General features: G+C 36.1%; 24 protein-coding genes and 1 pseudogene. 11 read left to right on the top strand and 14 right to left on the bottom strand.

All coding sequences use genetic code 11. The features are described from left to right. The first annotated feature begins 170 nt into the window (after positions 1 to 170). Together MTQ00_RS19245 and MTQ00_RS19250 are read left to right on the top strand one after the other, a co-directional pair. On the top strand, positions 171 to 416 hold the full coding sequence (locus MTQ00_RS19245) for a VF530 family protein (protein ID WP_273650673.1): 246 nt from the start codon (positions 171 to 173) through the stop codon (positions 414 to 416). Positions 417 to 523: 107 nt separating this feature from the next. Further along, positions 524 to 1024, top strand: coding sequence for an FKBP-type peptidyl-prolyl cis-trans isomerase (locus MTQ00_RS19250; RefSeq protein WP_172283566.1), 501 nt, complete (start codon positions 524 to 526; stop codon positions 1022 to 1024). Between the two features lie 58 nt (positions 1025 to 1082). Here the strand turns inward: MTQ00_RS19250 and MTQ00_RS19255 are convergent, their stop codons facing one another. Together MTQ00_RS19255 and MTQ00_RS19260 are read right to left on the bottom strand one after the other, a co-directional pair. Beyond that, positions 1083 to 1460: a YchJ family protein gene (locus MTQ00_RS19255; protein WP_273650674.1), complete on the bottom strand. Its 378-nt coding sequence runs from the start codon at positions 1458 to 1460 to the stop codon at positions 1083 to 1085. Positions 1461 to 1572: 112 nt separating this feature from the next. Then, positions 1573 to 3713 (bottom strand): annotated as a pseudogene (locus MTQ00_RS19260) (M3 family metallopeptidase). Positions 3714 to 3945: 232 nt separating this feature from the next. Here MTQ00_RS19260 and MTQ00_RS19265 point away from each other — a divergent pair. Next, positions 3946 to 4710: a head GIN domain-containing protein gene (locus MTQ00_RS19265; RefSeq protein WP_273650675.1), complete on the top strand. Its 765-nt coding sequence runs from the start codon at positions 3946 to 3948 to the stop codon at positions 4708 to 4710. A gap of 53 nt (positions 4711 to 4763) precedes the next feature. Here the strand turns inward: MTQ00_RS19265 and MTQ00_RS19270 are convergent, their stop codons facing one another. From MTQ00_RS19270 to MTQ00_RS19290, 5 genes are all read right to left on the bottom strand, one after another. Next, entirely contained in the window at positions 4764 to 6644 is a 1881-nt protein-coding gene (locus MTQ00_RS19270; protein WP_273650676.1) for a monovalent cation:proton antiporter-2 (CPA2) family protein, read from the bottom strand. 8 nt (positions 6645 to 6652) lie between these two features. Further along, positions 6653 to 7174 carry an NAD(P)H-dependent oxidoreductase gene (locus MTQ00_RS19275; RefSeq protein WP_172283587.1) on the bottom strand — a complete coding sequence of 174 codons (522 nt, stop codon included), beginning with the start codon at positions 7172 to 7174 and terminating at the stop codon, positions 6653 to 6655. A gap of 191 nt (positions 7175 to 7365) precedes the next feature. Then, complete coding sequence (locus MTQ00_RS19280; protein WP_273650677.1) at positions 7366 to 8172, bottom strand: TPM domain-containing protein; 807 nt, start codon at positions 8170 to 8172, stop codon at positions 7366 to 7368. Beyond that, on the bottom strand, positions 8153 to 8581 hold the full coding sequence (locus MTQ00_RS19285; protein ID WP_194304275.1) for a TPM domain-containing protein: 429 nt from the start codon (positions 8579 to 8581) through the stop codon (positions 8153 to 8155). Before MTQ00_RS19285 ends, MTQ00_RS19280 begins: the two co-directional genes overlap by 20 nt. Next, the gene (locus MTQ00_RS19290; protein WP_172283591.1) at positions 8581 to 9189 is read right to left on the bottom strand and encodes a LemA family protein; all 609 of its coding nucleotides are present in this window, start codon (positions 9187 to 9189) and stop codon (positions 8581 to 8583) included. The genes MTQ00_RS19285 and MTQ00_RS19290 overlap by 1 nt, the downstream gene beginning before the upstream one ends. A gap of 73 nt (positions 9190 to 9262) precedes the next feature. Here MTQ00_RS19290 and MTQ00_RS19295 point away from each other — a divergent pair, with 73 nt between their 5' ends. After that, complete coding sequence (locus tag MTQ00_RS19295) at positions 9263 to 9763, top strand: dihydrofolate reductase (protein ID WP_273650678.1); 501 nt, start codon at positions 9263 to 9265, stop codon at positions 9761 to 9763. A gap of 68 nt (positions 9764 to 9831) precedes the next feature. Further along, complete coding sequence (locus MTQ00_RS19300) at positions 9832 to 10404, top strand: tetratricopeptide repeat protein (RefSeq protein WP_172283595.1); 573 nt, start codon at positions 9832 to 9834, stop codon at positions 10402 to 10404. Between the two features lie 69 nt (positions 10405 to 10473). Here the strand turns inward: MTQ00_RS19300 and MTQ00_RS19305 are convergent, their stop codons facing one another. The 3 genes from MTQ00_RS19305 to MTQ00_RS19315 all read right to left on the bottom strand — a co-directional run bounded on the left by MTQ00_RS19305 (position 10474) and on the right by MTQ00_RS19315 (position 12657). Next, a complete protein-coding gene (locus tag MTQ00_RS19305; protein ID WP_273650679.1) occupies positions 10474 to 11106 on the bottom strand; it encodes a trimeric intracellular cation channel family protein in 633 nt (210 codons plus the stop codon). An 82-nt stretch (positions 11107 to 11188) separates the two neighbouring features. After that, positions 11189 to 11662, bottom strand: coding sequence for a pantetheine-phosphate adenylyltransferase (coaD, locus tag MTQ00_RS19310; protein ID WP_273650680.1), 474 nt, complete (start codon positions 11660 to 11662; stop codon positions 11189 to 11191). A gap of 2 nt (positions 11663 to 11664) precedes the next feature. Beyond that, complete coding sequence (locus MTQ00_RS19315; protein ID WP_172283601.1) at positions 11665 to 12657, bottom strand: D-alanine--D-alanine ligase; 993 nt, start codon at positions 12655 to 12657, stop codon at positions 11665 to 11667. 156 nt (positions 12658 to 12813) lie between these two features. Here MTQ00_RS19315 and MTQ00_RS19320 point away from each other — a divergent pair, with 156 nt between their 5' ends. From MTQ00_RS19320 to MTQ00_RS19345, 6 genes are all read left to right on the top strand, one after another. After that, positions 12814 to 13923 (top strand): PASTA domain-containing protein, encoded by a 1110-nt coding sequence (locus MTQ00_RS19320; protein WP_273650681.1) that lies wholly within the window; start codon positions 12814 to 12816, stop codon positions 13921 to 13923. A gap of 72 nt (positions 13924 to 13995) precedes the next feature. Beyond that, a complete protein-coding gene (locus MTQ00_RS19325; RefSeq protein ID WP_273650682.1) occupies positions 13996 to 15060 on the top strand; it encodes an RluA family pseudouridine synthase in 1065 nt (354 codons plus the stop codon). 51 nt (positions 15061 to 15111) lie between these two features. Further along, positions 15112 to 16062: a PorP/SprF family type IX secretion system membrane protein gene (locus MTQ00_RS19330; protein WP_172283607.1), complete on the top strand. Its 951-nt coding sequence runs from the start codon at positions 15112 to 15114 to the stop codon at positions 16060 to 16062. A gap of 50 nt (positions 16063 to 16112) precedes the next feature. Further along, a complete protein-coding gene (hemW, locus tag MTQ00_RS19335) occupies positions 16113 to 17237 on the top strand; it encodes a radical SAM family heme chaperone HemW (protein ID WP_273650683.1) in 1125 nt (374 codons plus the stop codon). A gap of 61 nt (positions 17238 to 17298) precedes the next feature. Then, positions 17299 to 18129: a glutamate racemase gene (murI, locus tag MTQ00_RS19340; RefSeq protein WP_172283619.1), complete on the top strand. Its 831-nt coding sequence runs from the start codon at positions 17299 to 17301 to the stop codon at positions 18127 to 18129. 57 nt (positions 18130 to 18186) lie between these two features. After that, on the top strand, positions 18187 to 18486 hold the full coding sequence (locus MTQ00_RS19345) for a winged helix-turn-helix transcriptional regulator (protein WP_273650684.1): 300 nt from the start codon (positions 18187 to 18189) through the stop codon (positions 18484 to 18486). On the opposite strand, the gene rsmD is transcribed toward MTQ00_RS19345, so the two are convergent. The 4 genes from rsmD to MTQ00_RS19365 form a co-directional block, all read right to left on the bottom strand. Beyond that, positions 18483 to 19061 (bottom strand): 16S rRNA (guanine(966)-N(2))-methyltransferase RsmD, encoded by a 579-nt coding sequence (gene rsmD, locus MTQ00_RS19350; RefSeq protein ID WP_273650685.1) that lies wholly within the window; start codon positions 19059 to 19061, stop codon positions 18483 to 18485. The genes MTQ00_RS19345 and rsmD overlap by 4 nt on opposite strands. Positions 19062 to 19131: 70 nt before the next feature. After that, positions 19132 to 19848, bottom strand: a complete 717-nt coding sequence (locus tag MTQ00_RS19355; RefSeq protein ID WP_273650686.1) for a DUF3822 family protein — start codon at positions 19846 to 19848, stop codon at positions 19132 to 19134. A gap of 18 nt (positions 19849 to 19866) precedes the next feature. Continuing rightward, complete coding sequence (locus MTQ00_RS19360) at positions 19867 to 20361, bottom strand: Smr/MutS family protein (protein ID WP_273650687.1); 495 nt, start codon at positions 20359 to 20361, stop codon at positions 19867 to 19869. 8 nt (positions 20362 to 20369) lie between these two features. After that, the gene (locus tag MTQ00_RS19365) at positions 20370 to 20864 is read right to left on the bottom strand and encodes a metallophosphoesterase family protein (protein ID WP_273650688.1); all 495 of its coding nucleotides are present in this window, start codon (positions 20862 to 20864) and stop codon (positions 20370 to 20372) included. Positions 20865 to 20962: the final 98 nt, after the last annotated feature.

Consider the following 20962-nt stretch of genomic DNA (forward strand, 5'->3'; position numbering starts at 1 on the left):
GGAATTCTATAATTTGAACAGGTTGATCTTACTTTTTTTAGTAGAGGGGGCTGATTACAAAATTATTTCTATTGTAAATTATTTCTCCGAATTAATGATCCATATAAAAGGTAGGTCAGGAATCCTCTTTCAAAATCTCACAGTATTATTAGTACTTTTGTAAAAAAAAGATGGAACAATCCAAAGACCCGCTACACGGAAAAAGACTGGATACAATTCTTGAAGAACTTGTGGAATATTATAACGGATTTGAGAAGCTTGGAGAACAAATTAACATCAAATGTTTTACGGATAATCCGAGTATCAGTTCTCTGAAGTTTTTAAGAAAAACGGACTGGGCAAGGGCTAAAGTTGAAAGTCTGTATCTCTTTGTATTGAGGCAGAAAAAAAAGGATCAGACAAGGAATAAAAACTAGAAAAACTCAATATGGATTGAAGATTTTCTCAGTACTTTTTCTGTAAATCAAAAGTAGTATATTTGTGCTGTTAATCGTGAAAGGACTCACGAAAAAAAGATAAAAATATGACAATCGAAAACAATCATGTTGTAGCTGTAAGTTATATACTTCACACTATCGAAGAAGACGGAAGTAAAATTCTTGTAGAAGAAACAACAGCAGAAAACCCACTTACATTTTTACATGGTGTAGGAATGATGATTCCAAAATTTGAACAAAATATCCTTGGTTTGAAAGCTGGTGATAAAGTATCCTTTACTATTCTTCCTGAAGAAGCTTATGGTGAAAGACAACCGGATGCCATTGCACAATTACCGATTGACATGTTTAAAGAATCCGGTGTACCTCCTGTAGGAGCTATTTTACCTTTGTCCGATAATCAAGGGAATAATTTTCAGGCATTGGTAGTAGAAGTTACTCCAGATGTTGTAATTGCAGATCTTAACCACCCTATGGCTGGAAAAGTATTAGATTTTCAAGTGGAAATTTTAAATACACGTCCAGCTACGGAAGAAGAGTTATCACATGGCCATTCTCATGGGATCGACGGAACAGATGTTCACTAAAAAATAAAAATGTCCGATTTTTCGGACATTTTTTTTATAATCAGTTCAGCTAAGTATTTTAATCTAAAAATTCTCCGGAAACATAGTACCATCGATCGTGCATTTTCTGGAAAACAGAAAATTCATGATGAACTTGTGGATTTCCATCCTGATCAATGTAGTGGGCTTTAAATTCCACATGGTTCAAAGCAGGTGTCCGGATAATTTCAAGTTGTACCCATTCATTAATCTCTCCCCATTCCTGCAGATCTTTTTTATTGTGGTATTTACGTTTTCCGGGTAGAGTAGTTTCCATAAGATATTCACCATTTGGGATTGCAAAAGCCGAAAATCTGGAGCGCATTAATGCTTCGGCAGTTGGAGCATGCTTCTCTCCGGTGTGATAGGGTTTGCAACATTCAGCGTATAATTTACCCGAACAACATGGACAATTCATTTTTCAATTTTTTAAAATACAAAAATCATGATTTTTTATCATAATACCACAAATTTCACATTATGTATTTTACAAATAAAAAGCATTCAAATTAATGAATGTTTTTCAATTATTATTTAATAAACCCTCTGTTTCTCAATAAAGGTTTTATATCCGGATCATGTCCTGTAAAATCTCTGAATGCCTGGTTCAGGTCTACAGAGTTTCCTACAGAAAGAATGTATTTCCTGAAACGGTCTCCATTTTCTCTTGTTAAGCCGCCATTATTTTTGATCCATTCCCAGGCATCATTATCTAATGTTTCAGACCATAAATAAGCATAATATCCCGCTGAATATCCACCGCCCCAGATGTGCGCAAAATAAGGTGTATGATATCTCGGTGGAACAGTAGCCAGATTAAATCCATGCTTGGCAAGGGATTGTTTTTCAAACTCCAGAACAGGAATAAGCTGACTTTCATTTGTTACTGTGTGCCAATCCATATCCAGTTCTGCTGCCGAAACCAATTCGGTAGTCATGTACCCCTGATTAAAAGTTCCCGCTTTTTTGATCTTATCAACCAATGCTTGTGGGATAGGTTGCTTAGTTTCATAATGAAGGGCATAGTTTTTCAGAATAACAGGATCCAGAGCCCAATGTTCATTAATCTGTGAAGGGAATTCTACAAAATCTCTAGGGACATTAGTCCCGGAAAGAGAAGGATACTTCTGGCTTGCAAACATTCCGTGTATTGAATGTCCGAATTCATGGAACATGGTAGAAACATCATCATAACTGATCAATGAAGGTTTACCGGGTGCCGGTTTCTGGTAATTGTAGCAATTTACAATCACAGGTTTTGTTCCTAAAAGGTAAGATTGTTCAACAAAGTTACTCATCCATGCACCTCCGTTTTTAGAATCTCTTGTGTAAAAATCAAGATAATAAATAGCAATTGATTTTCCGTCGTGGTCAAAAACCTCATATGTTACCACATCAGGATGATAGGTTGGAAGGTCAGTTCTTTTTTGAACGTAAGCCCATAGAACTTTTCGGCAGCATAAAAAACTCCTTTTTCTAAAACTGTGGTTACTTCAAAATAAGGTTTGATTTGATTTTCATCCAGATCAAATTTTGCTTTTCTTACCTGTTCTGCATAGAAATTCCAATCCCAAGGCTCTACTTTAAAGCCTCCTTTTTGCTGATCGATAAGGTCCTGGATATCTTTTGCTTCACGTCTTGCAGTTTCTACTGCTGGAGTTGCAATCTGATTCATCAGTTTAGTAGCTGCTTCCGGCGTTTTAGCCATCTGATCCTGGAGTTTCCATTCTGCAAAGCTTTTTTTACCAAGGATCTGGGCTTTTTTAAGTCTTAGTTTAGCTAGTTTTTCAATAGTTTCCCTTGTGTCATTGGCATCTCCTTTTTCAGCTCTCAACCATGAAGCCTTGAATAGTTTTTCACGGGTAGCTCTGTTTTTAAGATTCTGTAATAGCGGTTGTTGTGTTGTATTTTGTAATGCTAATAAATACTTGCCGGGTTGTCCTGCTGTTTTTGCATCCGCTGCTGCTGCTTCAATTTCATCAGCAGAAAGGCCATCAAGTTCCTTTGCGTCCGAGAAGAAAACACCTCCCTGCTTTCTTGCTTCCAGTAATTTATTGGAGTATTGAGTGGAAAGCGAGGCCAGTTCCTGGTTTACCTGTTTTAATTTTTCTTTATCCGCCGCAGAAAGATTAGCACCAGCGATCTCAAAATTCTGCTTATAATATTGTAATAATCTCTTACTTTCAGAATCTAAACCATCCTCTTTAATAGATTGTATTCTTTTGTAAAGATTGTCATTAAGATACATTTTATCAGAGTGTGCTGCAAAAACCGGGGCGTATTCTTCATCCAGTGATTGTAATGTGGGATTCGTATTTGCGCTTGTTAAATTCGAAAATACAATCAGCGCTCTTTTTAATACCTCCCCGCTTTTCTCCAAAGCGACAATTGTATTTTCAAAAGTAGGTGTTGCCGGATTGTTTGCAATTTTAACAATTTCAGCATCATGCTGTTTTAATCCAAAATCAAAAGCAGGTTTAAAATCTTCATTCTTAATTTTATCAAATTCCGGAGCCTCGTACTGAAGCTTACTTTTTTTCATAAATGGATTTGAAGAAAGAGAAGAATCTGGTACAGGAACTTCCTGTTGAGTATCGGTTTTTTTCATTGTAGTACAAGAGTAGTTAAATGCCAAGGCAGAAATTAATAATACCGATGAAATATTTTTCATAAAATTACTTATTATTGAAGCATAAAGATATTAAAAACTAAACTATAATAGCTGCTTTCCGGTAAAGTCTTTCCTGAAAATAACATGGTCGCAGAATTTAAATCAAAAATATAAGATTTTACCTTTGGTCAGTTTTAGGAATGTAATTAACTAAACAGTTGTAATATTTTTTATACTTTAGTTGTTATTAATATAAAAGAATACTAAAACTTAAATTAAAAAATTAATACATATGAAAACGACGACTCTTTTTATTTTTTCAACTTTAATAGCAGTGTCTGCATGTAATGAAAAATATGACAGGAAAAACAAGGAAAAAAGTGATTGGGTTTCAAAGGTAGTGGACAAAGGAAGCGGCCCTATCAGAGAGAAAGAATTTAAAGGCGAGTTCGATGAAATTGAGGTTTCTCAGGCTATTGATGCTGAGATTATAAAATCTGAAACTGAAAGAGTAGTGATCTCTGCACCAGAGAATCTTATTGATGAAATCCTTGTAGATAATACGGGTGGGAAACTTCATATCCATTATAAACCGGGAATCAGAGTGATGAATCAAAATAATGTTACCGCTAAAATTTATGCCAAGGACTTTACCAAGCTTGACGCAAATTCTGCCGGAAAAATCACAGTTAAAGATAAATTTACCCAGGAGAAAACGGATATAGAAATTTCCAGCGCGGGAAGTGTTACCGGAGATCTGGAAGCGAATAATTTTGAAATTTCAGCGGGTAGCAGCAGTAGTTTTGAAGGAAAAATCTGGGCTGTTGACTTAGAAATTGATGCTTCTTCAGCTGCAAGCATCTCATTAACGGGGAAATCTAAAAATGCAAATATTACATCCTCTTCAGGAAGCAGCGTATCTGCAGAGCAGGTTCTTGCAGAAAATGTAAAAGCAGAAGCTTCCAGCGGAGCAAGCGTAGAGATAAGCGCTACATCCAAAATAGATGCTAATGCATCTTCAGGCGGAAGTATCGATGTTCACAAAAAGGAAATGTAACTTCTGTAAATAAAGAAGAAAGTAGTGGAGGAAGCGTTAATATACACTAGATATTAATCTTCAGAATCCTCTTCTTCTTCAACGGATGAGGCACCTTCCCAATCTTTATTATCGAAACTAAGATTATCAAATGCCAATAACTCCTCCTCTCTTTGGAGGAGTTCTTTTGTCGTAAACAGAAGCAGTTCATCTTCTTCTTTTATTTTTGCCAGCCTTCTGATAGATGCTTTATCTATGGCCATAAATCTCTGTCCGAGACGTCTGGCAGCATATTTTCTCATGCCTGTTTCATGAAGAACGTCTATAGCCATGTCTACAGCTGTGCCCAATGTTTCTCTGTAAATTTTATCAACACCTTTATTGAGATAGCTGTATGCGTCAATTCTGTTTTTAGCTCTTACAAAAATTTTCACATCGGGATAATGCTCACGGACAAGATCAGCAATAAACATATTATCATTAGGATCATCAAGGCAAAGGACCAGTATCTCGGCATCTTCAATTCCTGCCGCACGTAAAATCGGAATACGGGTGGCATCACCATAATAGACCTTAAAACCATAGCTACGCAACAATTTTACCCGATCAGAATCTCTGTCCAAAACAGTTGCTGAAATCTTATTGGCTTTTAAAAGCCGTCCTACCGTACTTCCAAAGTGGCCGAACCCAACAATAATAATTTTCTTTTGTGCAACATCGCTCCCCAGAATATCAAAATCGTGATCAGTATCCGGTTCTTCTTTGATAAATTTAGGTGTGAAAAATTTGTCATTTACAATCAGAAGAAAAGGAGTAATACACATTGTAATGGCTGTTACTGCCATAAGTTGGTCATTTAATTCAGGACCTAGTAGGTAAAGATCAGATGCATAATTTATAAGGACAAAAGCAAACTCTCCGACTTGAGAAAGGGCAAACGCATAAAACAGACTTTGAGGGGTGTCTATTTTAAAGAATTTTCCGATAGCATAGAGAACTATAAACTTTACGATCAAAACTGCAAAAACAGTACTGAATATAAATAAAGGATCATCCTGGATGATATTGAAATTCATAGTTGATCCTACACTGACAAAGAAAACCGCGAGCAATAAACCTTTAAAAGGGTCGATCTGTGCTTCCAGTTCATGTCTGAATTCACTGTTTGCAAGCATGACACCTGCAAGGAAAGCACCCAATGCCGGAGACAGACCAATGGCAACCATAAGTTCGGCAACTCCGATAACAAGAAATAGGGAAGAGGCTGTTAACAATTCGGTCATTCCGGATTTCGAAACATATCTTAAGAAAGGAACAAATACATACCTTCCCAACAGAATAAGGATTGCTACTCCAAAAAGTACCGTTGCAGCCTGTAGCCACTCAGGAAGTTTCTGAATAATCACCTGTATTTCATTGTTATGGTTTCTTGGTTTATAATGTGCTATTACAGGCAGTATGGCAAGAATGGGAATTACAGCAATATCCTGAAATAATAAAGTGGAGAAAGATGCTTCTCCTGCTGTTGTTTTGAGGTTGTTCTTTTCCTGTAAGGTCTGCAATACAATAGCAGTAGATGACAAAGCGAAACACATTGCTACAGCAGTAGCCTGGTCTGCTCTCCATCCAACACTGATGAAAACCAGAACGAGCAGGGAGATGGTGAGAACCATTTGGGTTAATCCCAATCCTATAATCTTTTTCCGCATTTCCCAGAACTTCCTGGGTTCCAGTTCTAATCCTACTAAAAATAAAAGCATGATTACGCCAAACTCACTCGCATGCATGATGTCATTGACATTCTTGCCTGTGAGCTTAAGTACGTAAGGGCCAATAATAATTCCTCCTGCAATATATCCAATGACGGAGCTTAACCCAAATTTCCTGGCAAGTGGAACCATAATAATGGCTACACCCAGAAAAAGTAACGTGTTAATTGCTAAAGAAGATTCCATATATTATTTCATTGATTCAATAGTTCCATAAACTCTTTTTTATGAAGAATAATTTCCTTTTTCGTAAGCTTATTGGCTTCATAAACGATTTTAATATTTTTGATATTGGCTTTAAAAACATTTAAAGAAACAATTAATCCACTGATCAGCTCGTCAATCGTGTATTGATATGTTCCTGTTTTGGTAAAAGACCGTTCTTTCCCTCCTGTTGTGACCAGAATGTATACCTCTTTGCCTTCAAGGGGATTATATTCCCCTTCTTTAAGCCAGTCGCGATCAAAAACCTCATCAATCCATAATCTCAACAAAGGAGGCATTCCAAACCAGATAATCGGAAACTGAAAAATAAAACGGTCATAATTTTTCAGCCGTTTTCTTTCTCTAAAGGCAGCAATGTGAAAATCCGGATAATCTTCATAAAGATCACGAAGCGTGAAATGCTGATGACGAACATAGAAATTGATAAGCTCTACATTCGAGTTTGAATGTTCCAGATAAGGATGTGCAAAAACCACCAATGTCTTTTTCATAATCCTGTTTTCAGTAAATATATTAAAAAATTAATAGAAAAACGATAGTTTTTAAGAGGTTTTGTTAATTTATTAATACAAAAACTTAAATTTTTTATTAAAATAAAGCAATAAAATGTTCTTATTTTAGTGTTTTAAATAAAAAAAATCAGTCATTATATGGCTGATTTTATATTTTGTTAATGTATATGTTACCACCCTCCGGATGCACCTCCTCCGCCAAAACTTCCACCTCCTCCGAAGCCGCCAAATCCACCTCCTCCGGAACTTCCGCCACCAAAGCCTCCACCGCCGAAGCTGCCCGGGAAAGGGAAGAATCCGCCAGGATAATTTCTGCGTCCTCTTCTGTTCAGGATTACATCGTCATCATCATTATTTCCGCCACCACCACCTCGGTTCCCGAACAGAATAGCCAGAATAATAAATATGACGAAAGCAATGATAAGAACTCTCAATGCCTTTCCATTTCCTTCCCCTGTTGCCGGTTCATTTACAGGCTTAAATTTCCCCTGAACGGCTTCCATAATGGCTGAAGTACCGCGGTTTATACCTTCATACCACAATCCTTGCCTGAAATTAGGAGTTACAATATAATCCAGTATTTGTCCGGAAACTGAGGCTGTAAGGTATTGTTCTACTGCTCTTCCCTGCTGTATAGACATCGTCCTGTCCTGAGTTGCTATAAGAAAAACAATTCCATTATCTACCCCTTTCTTTCCGATTCCCCATTTTTCACCAAACATAGTTGCCAGAAAATTGACATCTTCTCCTTTTGTGCTTGGAATAATAATCACCTCAATTTCTGTAGATGTCGAATCTGCGAATTTGATCAGCTTATTATTAAGATCATCTTTTTCCTGTTGTGAAAGCAGGTTAGCTTCATCATATACAGGATATAAAACAGCTGGTTTTTTAGTAATGGTATATTGTGCTGATACAAAAGTGTAAAAGCAGATCAATAGAAATGAAAATACTGATTTAAGAGAACGTAATTTCATTGGGGAGTTCATTGGGATTTTCTCCTTCTACAGGAAAATATTTTTTTAATTCAATACCAGTCTCCAGAATGGCACTCTTCAAAGCCTTGTAATAATTTCCTTTGGCAAATTCAGAAGTTATATAGTCATGCAGGTGGTCCCAGAAATACTGATGTACTTTTTCATGAATTCCCGTATCACCAATAATGGTAAGATATTTTTGTTCAAAATTAACATGGAAAAGTACTGCATTTCTATGCGTGGTTTTGTGCATACCAAGCTTTTTAAAAACTTCCAGCGCTGTTTGGGCATGCTGGGTTTCCGTATGGGAATCTATATGCACTCTGATCTCACCTGTAGAATTCTCTTCCGCAGACTGAATAGCTTCCACCAGGGAAGCTATTTGTTGATTTGTCAGGAAATTGCTCATTATTCAGAGAAAACTTCTGGTGCTTTATTAGCTCCGGCTTCTGCTTTGAAATAAGGTTTTTCTTTAAAGTTTGTAAAATTCGCCAAAATATTATTTGGGAAAGTTTTTATCGTAGTGTTATAATCTTTCGCAGCATCATTGAAATAAACCGTTTCAGATCTGATACTGTTTTCAATTGCGGTGTATTCTCTTTGGAAATTGATGTACTGCTGATCAGCCTTTAAATTAGGATATGATTCTACCACAGCCATTAATCTGCTTAAAGCTCCTGATAATTCTCCCTGTGCAGCCTGAAACTTCGCAAGGTCAGCTTCTGTCATATTGGTAGGATCAATATTTATAGAGGTTGCTTTCGAACGGGCCTCTATTACTTTGGTTAAAGTTTCCTGTTCAAATTTAGAATATGATTTTACCGTTCTTTCGAGGTTAGGAATCAGGTTGGCTCTTTTCTGATAAACAGTCTCTACATTAGACCATTTGCTGTCAACATTCTGTTCTTTTGTTACGAAATTATTATATCCGCTTTTTCCCCAGAAGAAGATTACGGCAACAATGATAAGGAGAGCAATGCCAATAGTTCCGGCGCTCAAACAGCCTTTATTTTTCATAGTTTATTTTTTTAAATTTTTTGTGCTAATCAAATATACAAATTATGTGCTAATTTTGTGGAAAATTATTTGAATGACAACAATTGTGGTAGCAATGGGGGAGAAAAATGAAATTGGTTTTAATAATCAGTTACTCTGGCATCTTCCGAAAGATTTAAAACATTTTAAAGATATAACTTCCGGACATCCGGTAATCATGGGAAGAAAAACCTATGAAAGCATCGGGAAGCCACTTCCTAACCGTACCAATATTGTTATTTCAAGAAAAAAAGATTGGTTTGAAGAAGGAATCCTGATCGTGGGCAGTATTAAGGAGGCTGTAAAATTTGCCAAGAAAATTGATGAGGAGATCTTTATAATAGGCGGAGGAAACATATATGAACAGACGATGGATGTTGTGGACAAGCTTGAAGTAACTTTAGTAAAAGCAGATCTTGAAGCGGATACCTTTTTTCCAAAAATAGATGGGAAAATCTGGGCAAAAACAAATGAAATTTGCCATGAAAAGGATGAAAAGAACCCGTATGATTTCTGTTTTCAGACGTTTGAGAGGATTAAAAGTAAACAGGATTAGAATTCTGACGGCTAAGTTCTAGCTTCTAACCTCTAAATTTTTTATCTTTGCACTTCTAAAATTGAATAATGAATAAATACATAAAAATTGTAATCGCAGCTCTTCTTATATTGGGTGGACTTGCCATGATGATTTTCACAAGAAATTTAGGTTGGGGAATTGTAATCTTTCTTCTTTCAGCTTTACCGATCTTTCTTTTCTTTAAAAATGAATATATCCTTTTGGCTTTCTGGCAATTGAGAAAACAGAATATGGAAAAAGCTGTAACTTATTTAGACCATATCAGGAACTATCAGACACAGCTTCATAAATCTCAATATGGTTATTTCCATTATCTGCAGGGATTAACTCTGGCTCAGGAACATCCTACCAAAGTTGAGCCTTTAATGAGGAAAGCACTTGAGTACGGTTTAAATATGAAACATGACAGAGCAATGGCTACTTTAAATCTTGCTGCTTCTGCCATTTCTAAAGGAAGAAAACAGGAAGGGCAGAAATTATTGGAAGAAGCTAAAAGATTGGATAGTGCAGGAATGATGACAGATCAGATCAAAATGATGAAAGATCAGTTGAAGATGCCCACAATGCAGAAACATATGCATAACCCTAATATGAGACAAAGAGGAGGGAAAATAAGATAATTGATTCCTTATCATAAAAAATAAAGGCAGAAAGTTTACTTTCTGCCTTTTTATATTGTTTTGTCTGATCTACATTTCCGAATTGTGGTCATATCCGTAGAACTTAGGCATCTGCCAGTGGTATTTTACCGCCAGTGTACGGATCACCACTATCAGAAGGATCGTAAAAATCTGGATAAAAGTGTAGGAAAAGTTAGAATATTTTGTCATCAGTAAAAAAGCAGCTCCGCCAAAAATACAGGCTGTAGCATAAATTTCTTTTCTGAAGATCAGAGGTATCCTGTTGAGTAAAATATCCCGGATAATCCCTCCGAAACAACCTGTAATAGTTCCGAGCCCGATGCATATCAAAGGATGGATATCTGCATTTAAACCTTTCTGGATACCTATAATGGTAAATAAGCCGAGTCCCAGGCTATCAAAAATAAATAAGGTAACCTGAAAGTTTTTTTCAAAAGATTTAAAGACCATCGTAAATATGCTGGTCATAATAATAACGGCGCAGGTCAGCAAATCATGCATCCAGAATACCGGAATATCCAGAAGCAGATCCCTAACAGTTCCTCCTCCCACTGAAGTTACGAAAGCTATAATGAGAACTCCAAAAGGATCAAGTCGTTTTTGCATAGCAGCAAAGCTTCCCGACATCGAGAAGGAAATTGTCCCCAATACTTCTATGGCAAAATTGAACTGTTCGTGCATATATTTTGAATGATAGCTGATAATAGATTGATGATTCTTCCATAAGCAAATCCTTTACCATTTATCACTGATCAACCGTTATTTATTTTTTTGTATTCTCTACTCTTACCGCTTCAGGAACCAGAAGTTCATACTCTCCGTTGTGGTTGATGATTTCCCTTACAATGCTGCTGCTGATAAAAGATTTTCCTGATGAAGTTAATAAAAATACGGTTTCAAGCTTCTTATGGGCCAAAGTTCGGTTGGTATGGGCAATTGCTTTTTCAAATTCAAAGTCTGCAGGATTTCTTAATCCGCGGATTATGTATTGTGCATTTTTTTCAAAACAATAATCAACAGTAAGGCCTTCAAAATAGTCAACCTCTACGTTGGGAAATTCTGCAACAGAATTCTGGATGAATTCCATTCTTTTTTCAAGCGGGAACATGTATTTCTTTTGGGAATTCTGTCCGATGGCAATAATTAATTTATCAAAAAGGGGAGCAGCTCTTTCTATAATGTCATAGTGACCTAGAGTAATAGGATCGAATGATCCCGGAAAAACAGCAATTTTCATAATTAGTTTGGTTTTTTCGCTAATGCTTTTTCAACTTCATTTCCACAAAGATCCATTATGGATATACCGTAATGTTTTGCCTGCTGTGGGAGAATACTTGCCGGAGAAAATCCCGGGTTTGTATTCATTTCGAGCATATAAGGAATGCCGTCCATCAATATATATTCACTGCGTGAAAAACCACTCATTCCTAAAGAGTCATAAGCCTTTTTTGAAATTTCTTCAACTCTTTTTGTTGTTTCTTCGTCAATTCTTGCAGGGGTTATTTCTTCTGAAGCACCTTCGTACTTGGCTTCATAATCGAAGAATTCATTGGTAGGAACAATTTCCGTAATCCCCAAAACAATTGTCTCTCCTTTAAAATCAATTACCCCTACAGATACTTCCATTCCATCCAGGAAGCTTTCTATTAAAATTTCATGATCTTCCTTAAATGCAACTTCTGTCGCCGGAAGTAATTCGGACTTTTCTTTTACTTTAGTAATTCCTAATGATGAACCGGATTGGTTAGGCTTTACAAATAGGGGAAGACCAAGATAGTCTACTATTTCATCAACATTAATATTTTCACCCTTTCTCAGATAAATACTTTTTGCTGATGGGATACCATATTTGGACAGAACTGCTAAAGTGTCCTTTTTATTAAAAGTTAAGGCACTCTGATAAAAATCACAACCCGTATAAGTTTGCCCTATAGCATCCCAGTAGGCCTGAAGTATGCCGTTCTCACCAGGTGTTCCGTGAATGATATTAAAGCATACATCAAACTTCAATTGCTCATTATTTTCCAATGTTACAGAGAAGTCTCCTTTATTGATCGGATATTCCTTTTCGTTCTGATCCAGAAAATACCACTTATCCTTTAAAACAACTACTTTATATACATCATACAGATTCCTGTCCAACGAATCATAAATTAATTGACCGCTTTTCAGGGAAACTACGTATTCATCAGAATATCCGCCCATAACTACGGCAACACTTTTTTTGCTCATAACCAAATAGTATCAATTAAGGCAAATTTAATCATTTTATGTAATGCAACAGGTGAAAATCCGAAATTTTGAAACCAAATATGAAATGTGATAAATAAAAAGTACATTCTAAAATTATTAGCTATATTTGCCATTATAATTAAAGTATTTTTAAGTATGCTTAAATCACTTTTCAACTGGAAAGTTTTACTGAATTTGTTAATAGCCATCGGTGTTTTTATAGGGTTGGTATGGCTTACATTTCGTTGGTTAGAATACCATACGAATCATGGTCAGGAAATTCCGGTTCCCAATGTTGTAAACAAATCCGTTCATGAGGCGGTAAAAATATTAGATGATGCCGGTCTGGGCTATGAAGTAGACAGTGCTGCTTATGATCCAAAATACAAACCTTTCCAGGTTTTAAAGATGTCTCCTACTCCTGGTTCCCATGTAAAGGATGGAAGAGCTATTTATCTGATCGTAAACCCGAGAAGCTGGGCTCCGGTTGCAATTCCTGATGTTATTAACAAATATTCAGGTCTGGCTTTCCAAAGGATAGATCAGGTAGGTCTGAAAGTGGGAGATACTATCTTCGAACCTAGCATCCAGAAAGATGCAGTACTTAGAATTTTATTTAAAGGAAACCCTATGAAACCAGGATCGCTGATTCCTAGGTTCTCAACGATAGATGTAGTAGTTGGTTCTGGACCCATGAGAAATATTTCTATTCCTAATGTAGTTGGCTTAACGGTAAAAGAGGCCAGAGCATTAATTACAAGAAGTATGTTTGAAGTAGGACTAGTAGAACATGAAGATGGAGGTAAAGATGAATCTGATATTATCTATTATCAGGATCCTGCTGCAGGAGATGTAAGAGATCAGGGAATGCAGATGGACCTCTGGGCAAGTAAAAAGACTCCGGCAGAATTGCGCTCTAAAATAGAAGAGCTGAACTCCGTATACCGTATGAAGGTAGATACTTCGTTGCCACCTATACAATATGAAGAAGTTCCTGTTCATCAGCAGCCTGTTTACGAACCAGTTCCTGTACCACCAGTGGTTCATAAAAAAATTGAACCTGCTAAAACGGAAGTTTCTAAAACTCCGGTTTCGAAACCTGCGACTGCTGATACGAAGCCGAAAACAACAACCGAAAGTAAACCGAAGAGTACAACAATCAATACTCCTGCGGGAAATAATAATGCTGGAAATAATAAAACAGCAACAAATGGTACACAACAACCAGCTCAAAAGCCAAAAGCTAAGAAAGTTGTAGTAGAGTAGTTACCATTTATTATTAAAAATACAGGCTTCAACTTATCATGTTGAGGCCTTTTGTGTAAAAAATAAAAAATCATGACAGAAGATAACGAGGATTTTTTTGATGAAGAATTATTGGATTCCAACAATATTGATATTGATGAGGAAAATAAAGGACTGTATGAGCATTTCAATATTACTGTCGATAAAAACCAGGAGCCTTTAAGAATAGATAAGTTTTTACTGATTTTCAGGCAGAATTCTTCAAGAAATAAAATTTCACAAACATGCAGAGCAGGTAACGTTGTCGTAAACGGAACTCCTGTAAAACAGAATTACCGTGTAAAGCCGGGAGATCAGATTTCTGTTCTACTGGCCCATCCTCCGAGAGAAAATGTAATTATCCCTCAGGATATTCCGATCAATATTGTTTATGAGGATGATGATCTTGTTGTTGTAGATAAAGAACCCGGAATGGTTGTGCATCCCGGATTTGGAAACTGGGATGGTACTTTGGTGAATGCTCTTGCATTTCATTTTGCCAAAAATGGTGAGAAATCTGATCTGGATAGAGTAGGCCTTGTTCACAGGATTGATAAGGATACCTCGGGTCTATTGGTTATCGCCAAGAATGAATATGCATTAAGCTTCCTTGCCAAACAATTTTTTGACAGAAGGACGAAAAGATTATATTGGGCTTTTGTGTGGGGGAATGTACAGGATGATGAAGGTACCATTCGGGGGCATATAGGGCGTCACCCTAAGAACAGGATGCAGATGTCGGTTTACGAGGACGGAAGCCACGGGAAGCATGCGGTTACGCATTATAAAGTTTTGGAAAGGTTCAGATATATGACCTGGGTAGAATGTAAACTGGAAACGGGAAGAACCCATCAGATCAGGGCTCATTTTAAACATATTGGCCATACCCTTTTCAATGATGAAAGATATGAAGGTCATACGCCTTTAAGAGGAGTGAATTTACCTAAATATAAACATTTTATTAAAAATGTTTTCGAAATCCTGCCAAGACATGCACTTCATGCACATACCTTAGGTTTTATACATCCTACCACTAAACAGGAATTGTATTTTGAAAGCCCAATGCCTCAAGATATGGCGGATGCTGTAAAAAAATGGAGAAATTATTTGGAAAACTAAAAATATATTGAGATTTTTTTTATATTTGTTGAATTGAAATCAAGATTTGTTATGAGAAAACTATATGCTATAGTGTGTTTGGCTCTTTTGTCAAATGCATACAAAGCACAAGAAACACTACCATATTATCAACAATATCTTTTGGATGGTGAGTTCCTGTTCAATCCGGCACAATACGGTAAAACAGATTATGTTCAGCTCAACCTCAATTATCAACAGCAATTTTCAAAATTTAATGAGTCTCCTAATGTGCAGTCAGTAGGGATCAATGCTAACATTTTTGATAGAGTTGGTGCAGGGATATCTGTTTTTAGAGATAGTAATGGTCCTATTTCAGCAGGAGGTATTACAGCGGGTGCTTCATATTTTATTCCGCTTAGTAGTGAAGGAGAGAGAAAAGATCAGTTCTCATTCGGTACCAGTGTTAGTTTTTACAATATGAATTTTGATTATACTAAAATCAATACTGAAGATGGGTATGATCCTTTATTGCAGGGTACGGAGAGTAATATTTTCATGGCATATGCCAACTTTGGTTTAGCCGCGACTTTTAGAAATATCTTTGCCGGAGTATCGGTTAATGATATTGCTTTGACGAATGACGAATCTATTGTGAATGGTCGTGAGCCTTCTCCTATCAAGTTCTTCTTAAACTTAGGATATGACTGGCATTTCGCAGATAATATGTACGTTACACCATCTGCATTAATCAATTTGAATACGAATTCTACAAGAACAATTGATTATAACTTGATGGCCACATTCTTTAATGATATCAATTCATTCTCTTTTGGGGTAAGTTACAGATCAGTTCAGAACAGATTTGATAACCAGCAATTAAGTATTTCACCACTAGTAAAAGTAAGATTCAATAAGTTTATGATCGGAGCAACTTATAATTTAGGTTTGTCTGATATTCAGACTTATGGAGGAAACAGCTTTATGATCGGATTGGGTTATAACTTCGATAACTTTATTAATCATAGAGGATATAGATATTAATCAATTTAATTTAAATAAATTTGAGCTCTGAATTTTTCAGAGCTTTTTTTATGATTTATATTCACATTCCTTTTTGTAAACAAAAGTGTAGTTATTGTAATTTTCATTTTTCAACATCTTTACTGTCTAAAGATGAGGTGCTTTCTGCTATTAAGAAAGAACTTTTTTTAAGGAAAGATGAATTACATAATAAAACACTACAGTCGTTGTACTTTGGTGGCGGAACACCTTCAATCCTATCAGGAGATGAGATCAATTCAATTGTTGATGAGGTATTGAAGTATTATAGTTTTGAAAAGGATATAGAAATTACTTTGGAAGCCAATCCGGATGATCTGGATAAGACCTTCCTGAGAGATCTCTCAAAATCACCGGTTAACCGATTGTCAATCGGAACGCAAAGCTTTTTTGATGATGACCTTAGGTTGATGAACCGTGCTCATAATGCTTCACAGGCAGAGGATTCTATTAAGAGAGCACAGGATTTCGGTTTTGAAAACCTGAGTATTGATCTGATCTATGGATCTCCCACTTCTAATTTGGAAATCTGGAAAGAAAATCTGAATAAAACAATTGCCCTGGATGTTCCTCATATCTCTTCTTATGCACTGACCGTAGAGCCTAAGACGGCATTGAATGACTGGATTTTGAAAGGGAAAGTGGCTACACCAAAAGAAGAAGAGCAAAATAGAGAGTTTTATTATTTGTCTCACTTTTTAAAAGATAATGGGTTTGATCATTATGAGGTATCTAATTTTGCTAAACCAGGATTTTATTCAAGGCACAACTCGTCTTATTGGAAGTACAAAGAATATTTGGGACTAGGACCCTCAGCCCATTCATATAACGGAGCTGACGTGAGAAGTTGGAATGTCGCTAATAATCAGCTTTATGTAAAGAAGCTGAATTCAAATTCTTTGGCTAAAGAAACTGAAATTCTATCGCAGGAAGACCAGTTTAATGAGATGATCATGATCGGATTACGGACGATATGGGGAGTGGACCTGGATAAACTGAAGAATAAGTTTTCTCCTGAAATAGTTGAGAAATTTCATCAGGAGATTAAACAAAAGATAGCTGACGGCATACTTGTTATTGAAAATAATCATTTGAAAATACCGGAAAAGCACTGGTTTATGGCGGATGGAATTGCTTCAGATCTGTTCCTGATTTGATTGTAAAAGTTTGATGTAATACTGGTGAAATTCATTATTTTTGTATAAAATTTCAACTCTTTTGAAAACTAAGAAACAAGATTATTCGCATCTTTCGGCTAAACAACCTATCGGAATTTTTGATAGTGGTGTAGGAGGTTTAACCGTTGCTAAAGAAATTAAAAGGCTTCTTCCTCATGAAGATCTTATTTACTTTGGTGATACCAAACACCTTCCTTACGGAGAAAAGTCTCGTGAAGCTATAATAGAATACTCTACCAAAATCACAAATTTTTTATTGGAGCAGAATTGTAAAGCAATTGTTATCGCCTGTAATACAGCAACAGCAAATGCTCTTAATGAAGTGATGCAGACAGTTGCCGGAAGAGTTCCTGTTATTGATGTTATTAATCCGGTTGCAGAGAAGGTATCTTATGAGATCCACACCAATGTTGGCGTGATTGCTACAAAAGCAACTGTGAATTCAGGGCTGTATAAAAAAAGTATAAGAAAGCATAATAAATGGATCAAAGTGGATGAGCTGGCAACTCCGTTGCTGGTTCCTGCCATTGAAGAAGGATTTAAAAATCATCCGATTACACATGCTATCATTTACAATTATTTAAGTAACAACAAGCTGAAAAATATTGAAACATTGATATTAGGATGCACTCATTATCCTTTATTAATCGATGAGATCAAGCAATATTACGGAAACCGTGTTCGTGTTATTGACTCTCCGAATATCGTGGCGAGCCATTTGAAAATTATTCTTGATAAATACAATCTTTTAAACGATCTGAATGCCAAGCCAAGTTATCACTTTTATCTTTCGGATCTGACGAAGAATTTCGAAAAGATATCCAAAAAGTTCTTTGGTAAAAGTATAGACCTGGAATTGAAAGTATTATAATATAAAAAGCTGTTACAAGGAGATAATAAAACGTACCCGTGTTGTACAAGTATCACCATGAAGTTTATTGGTGGGAAATGGAAAGCAGTGATTTTATACCATCTTATTGAGGGGGCAAAAAGATATAATGAGATCAGGAAAGATATTCCTACCATTACGGAAAGAACATTAAGCCTTCAATTAAAACAATTGGAGGAAGACGGTATTATCAGCAGAAAGGTTTATACGGAAAAACCGCCGTTAGTAGTGGAGTATGCCTTAACTGATTTTGGAAAGACGCTTCTTCCTGTTTTGAATGAAATTACAAGATGGGGAGACGAAGCCATTGCCAATTCCAAAAAAATAACCAGGAATTAGAGTTCCTGGTTTTCTGTATCTGATTGAGTTGGTTCAAAAAAGCTGAAACTTACGTTTCCATATTTTCTGGTATCTATAAGATTCGGGTGTTCAAATTTTAAGCGACTCTGATGCTCTATAATAAGAACTCCGTTTTCTTTTAGGTATTTATTGTTTAATACCAAAGAGATGATTTCATAGTATTTCTTCTCTTCAGTTTCAAAAGGAGCATCGGCAAAAACAATTTCAAAAGATTTTTTATTTCTGAATTTTTTGAGCCAATCCACCACGTCCCCTCTTTGCACATTAACCTGTAATGACATGTCCAGTTCGGATGCTGTAGAATTAATGAAGCTTGTATGTTTGGGGTTCATCTCTACAGAAGTTACATCCTGACAGCCTCTGGAGGCAAATTCTAATGAAATAGAGCCTATTCCTGCAAAAAGATCAAGAACAGAGATCGATTGCATATCATATTTATTTTCCAGAATACTGAACAGAGCTTCCTTTGCAAAGTCAGTAGTTGGCCTTACATCAAAGTTTTTTGGGGCGGCAATTTTTTTGGCTTTCCATCGGCCGGAAATTATTCTGTACATGTTGTTTAGATGTTAGATTGTTAGTAATGGATGCAATGTCAGGTAAGACCTGGCGTCTGCAACCTGCGACCTAATTAAGTATAAAATTCTTATTAGGAACGTTATCATATACAATTTTCAGGTTCTTTACGAATTTTTGTAATTCAGAAATGAATGTTTCATTTTCAGTGGTTTCTCCATAAGCATAGAAGTTGGTTTCATTGATCCCAAATCCTATTTTACTTAATGTGAACATTACAAAATAAAGAAAATCAACCTCAGAATTGACATCCAGATTATTGTATAAGATCAGTTTTTTATTATCCAGGGCAAAAAATTCACATTGGTTATGATAAAGGTTAATGTGGATTTCTTTATTGTTTTTATGGCTGATTGAATTCAGGAATTTTTCTCCTGAAAAATTAAAGTGAACGGGAACGGCCAGCTCCTTTATCTTTTTATAAAAGTTTTTAGGAAAAGTATAATAGAACTGAATCCTGAACTTTTTATTAAGGGACAGCATCAGCTCTTCATTGTCCTTATCCACAGGAGCATTGAATGCAATAAGATCATATCCCGCCTCATGTTCTGAAAATCCTTCAGGCATAAGGGTAAAATGGTTCAAGGCTGAAATGACAGAAATCTCATCGAACCTTTGCTTTATTAAAACTTCATCCAGTTTCTCAGCGATAAAATTTTTAGGAGACTCTTCATTAACGAAATAAGATTTCTCTTCCAAAATGCTTTTATTCCTCGCAATTTGGTAGATTAATCCGTCTTTTGTAAAAAGTAAATTAAGTACGTTCATATTTCTATTGCTGCAAATTTAGTGAAATTCTACCATTACCGCACCTGATTGATGATGAAGTATTTCCTTATTGTAAAAATCCAGATCGGTCTGGCTTTCTAAAACATCTAAAACCATCCTTTGCAGAACACCGTCTCCAATGCCATGAACAATCTCCAATCGTTTAAGATGATTTTTCCGGCAGAAGCTCAATGTATCGATTAATTTTTCCTTTTGGAGGAAAAGTCTCTCGAATCCGTCATAATCATTTGGGTTTTTAACGAGATTATGAAAATGCAGGTCGAGAACCATATGATTTTTCTGATGTTTCTTTGAAGTGATTTTTTGGGGTTCAGCCTTTTTTACCACTTTTATATTATCATATATGGAAGCATTTTTCGGAACCAGCTTTTCCTTGGGATACTGATGTGTAAAACCATATTCATCTTTAAGAACAACAATATTTCCTTTTACGGAAGTTACAACCCCGCTTAAATCTTCATCTACCACAGAAACCTGATCTCCAATCTTCATATGTATTTCTATTTTGGACCTAATTCAATAATTTCCAGATCTTTTACTTCTTCACCATCGACCACAAAACGCATCATTGTTCTCACTTTGTGCCACCCCTGTTTTCCGCATGCCCCGGGATTAAGGTGAAGTAAATTATTTTTTGCATCAAACATCGCTTTCAGAATATGAGAATGTCCTGAAATAAATAGCTTAGGAGCTTTTTCTCCAATTTCTTTTTTAGCTATTGCGGAATATTTTCCGGGATAACCTCCGATATGGATCATAAGAACTTCCAGATTCTCACAGAAAAACCTGTTTACCTCCGGAAATTCGGACCGGATTTTTGCATTATCAATGTTTCCGTAAACGCCTTTTAGTGGACCGATTTTCTCAAGTTGTTCAATCACTTCAAGACTACCGAAATCACCACAGTGCCAGATTTCATCAGCGTCTTTGGCATATTCCAGGATCCTGTCATCAATATAGGAATGAGAGTCGGAAAGAAGAAGGATTTTAGTCATTATCTTACATTTTCTTTCAGGGATATTCTTCGTGTTTAAAATAAAGTTCAAATTTACTTAATAAATGTCGAATTGATTAACTTTGAGAAAATTTAAAA

The organism is Chryseobacterium sp. B21-037, from assembly GCF_028570785.1.
Classification (GTDB): Bacteria; Bacteroidota; Bacteroidia; order Flavobacteriales; family Weeksellaceae; genus Chryseobacterium; species Chryseobacterium proteolyticum.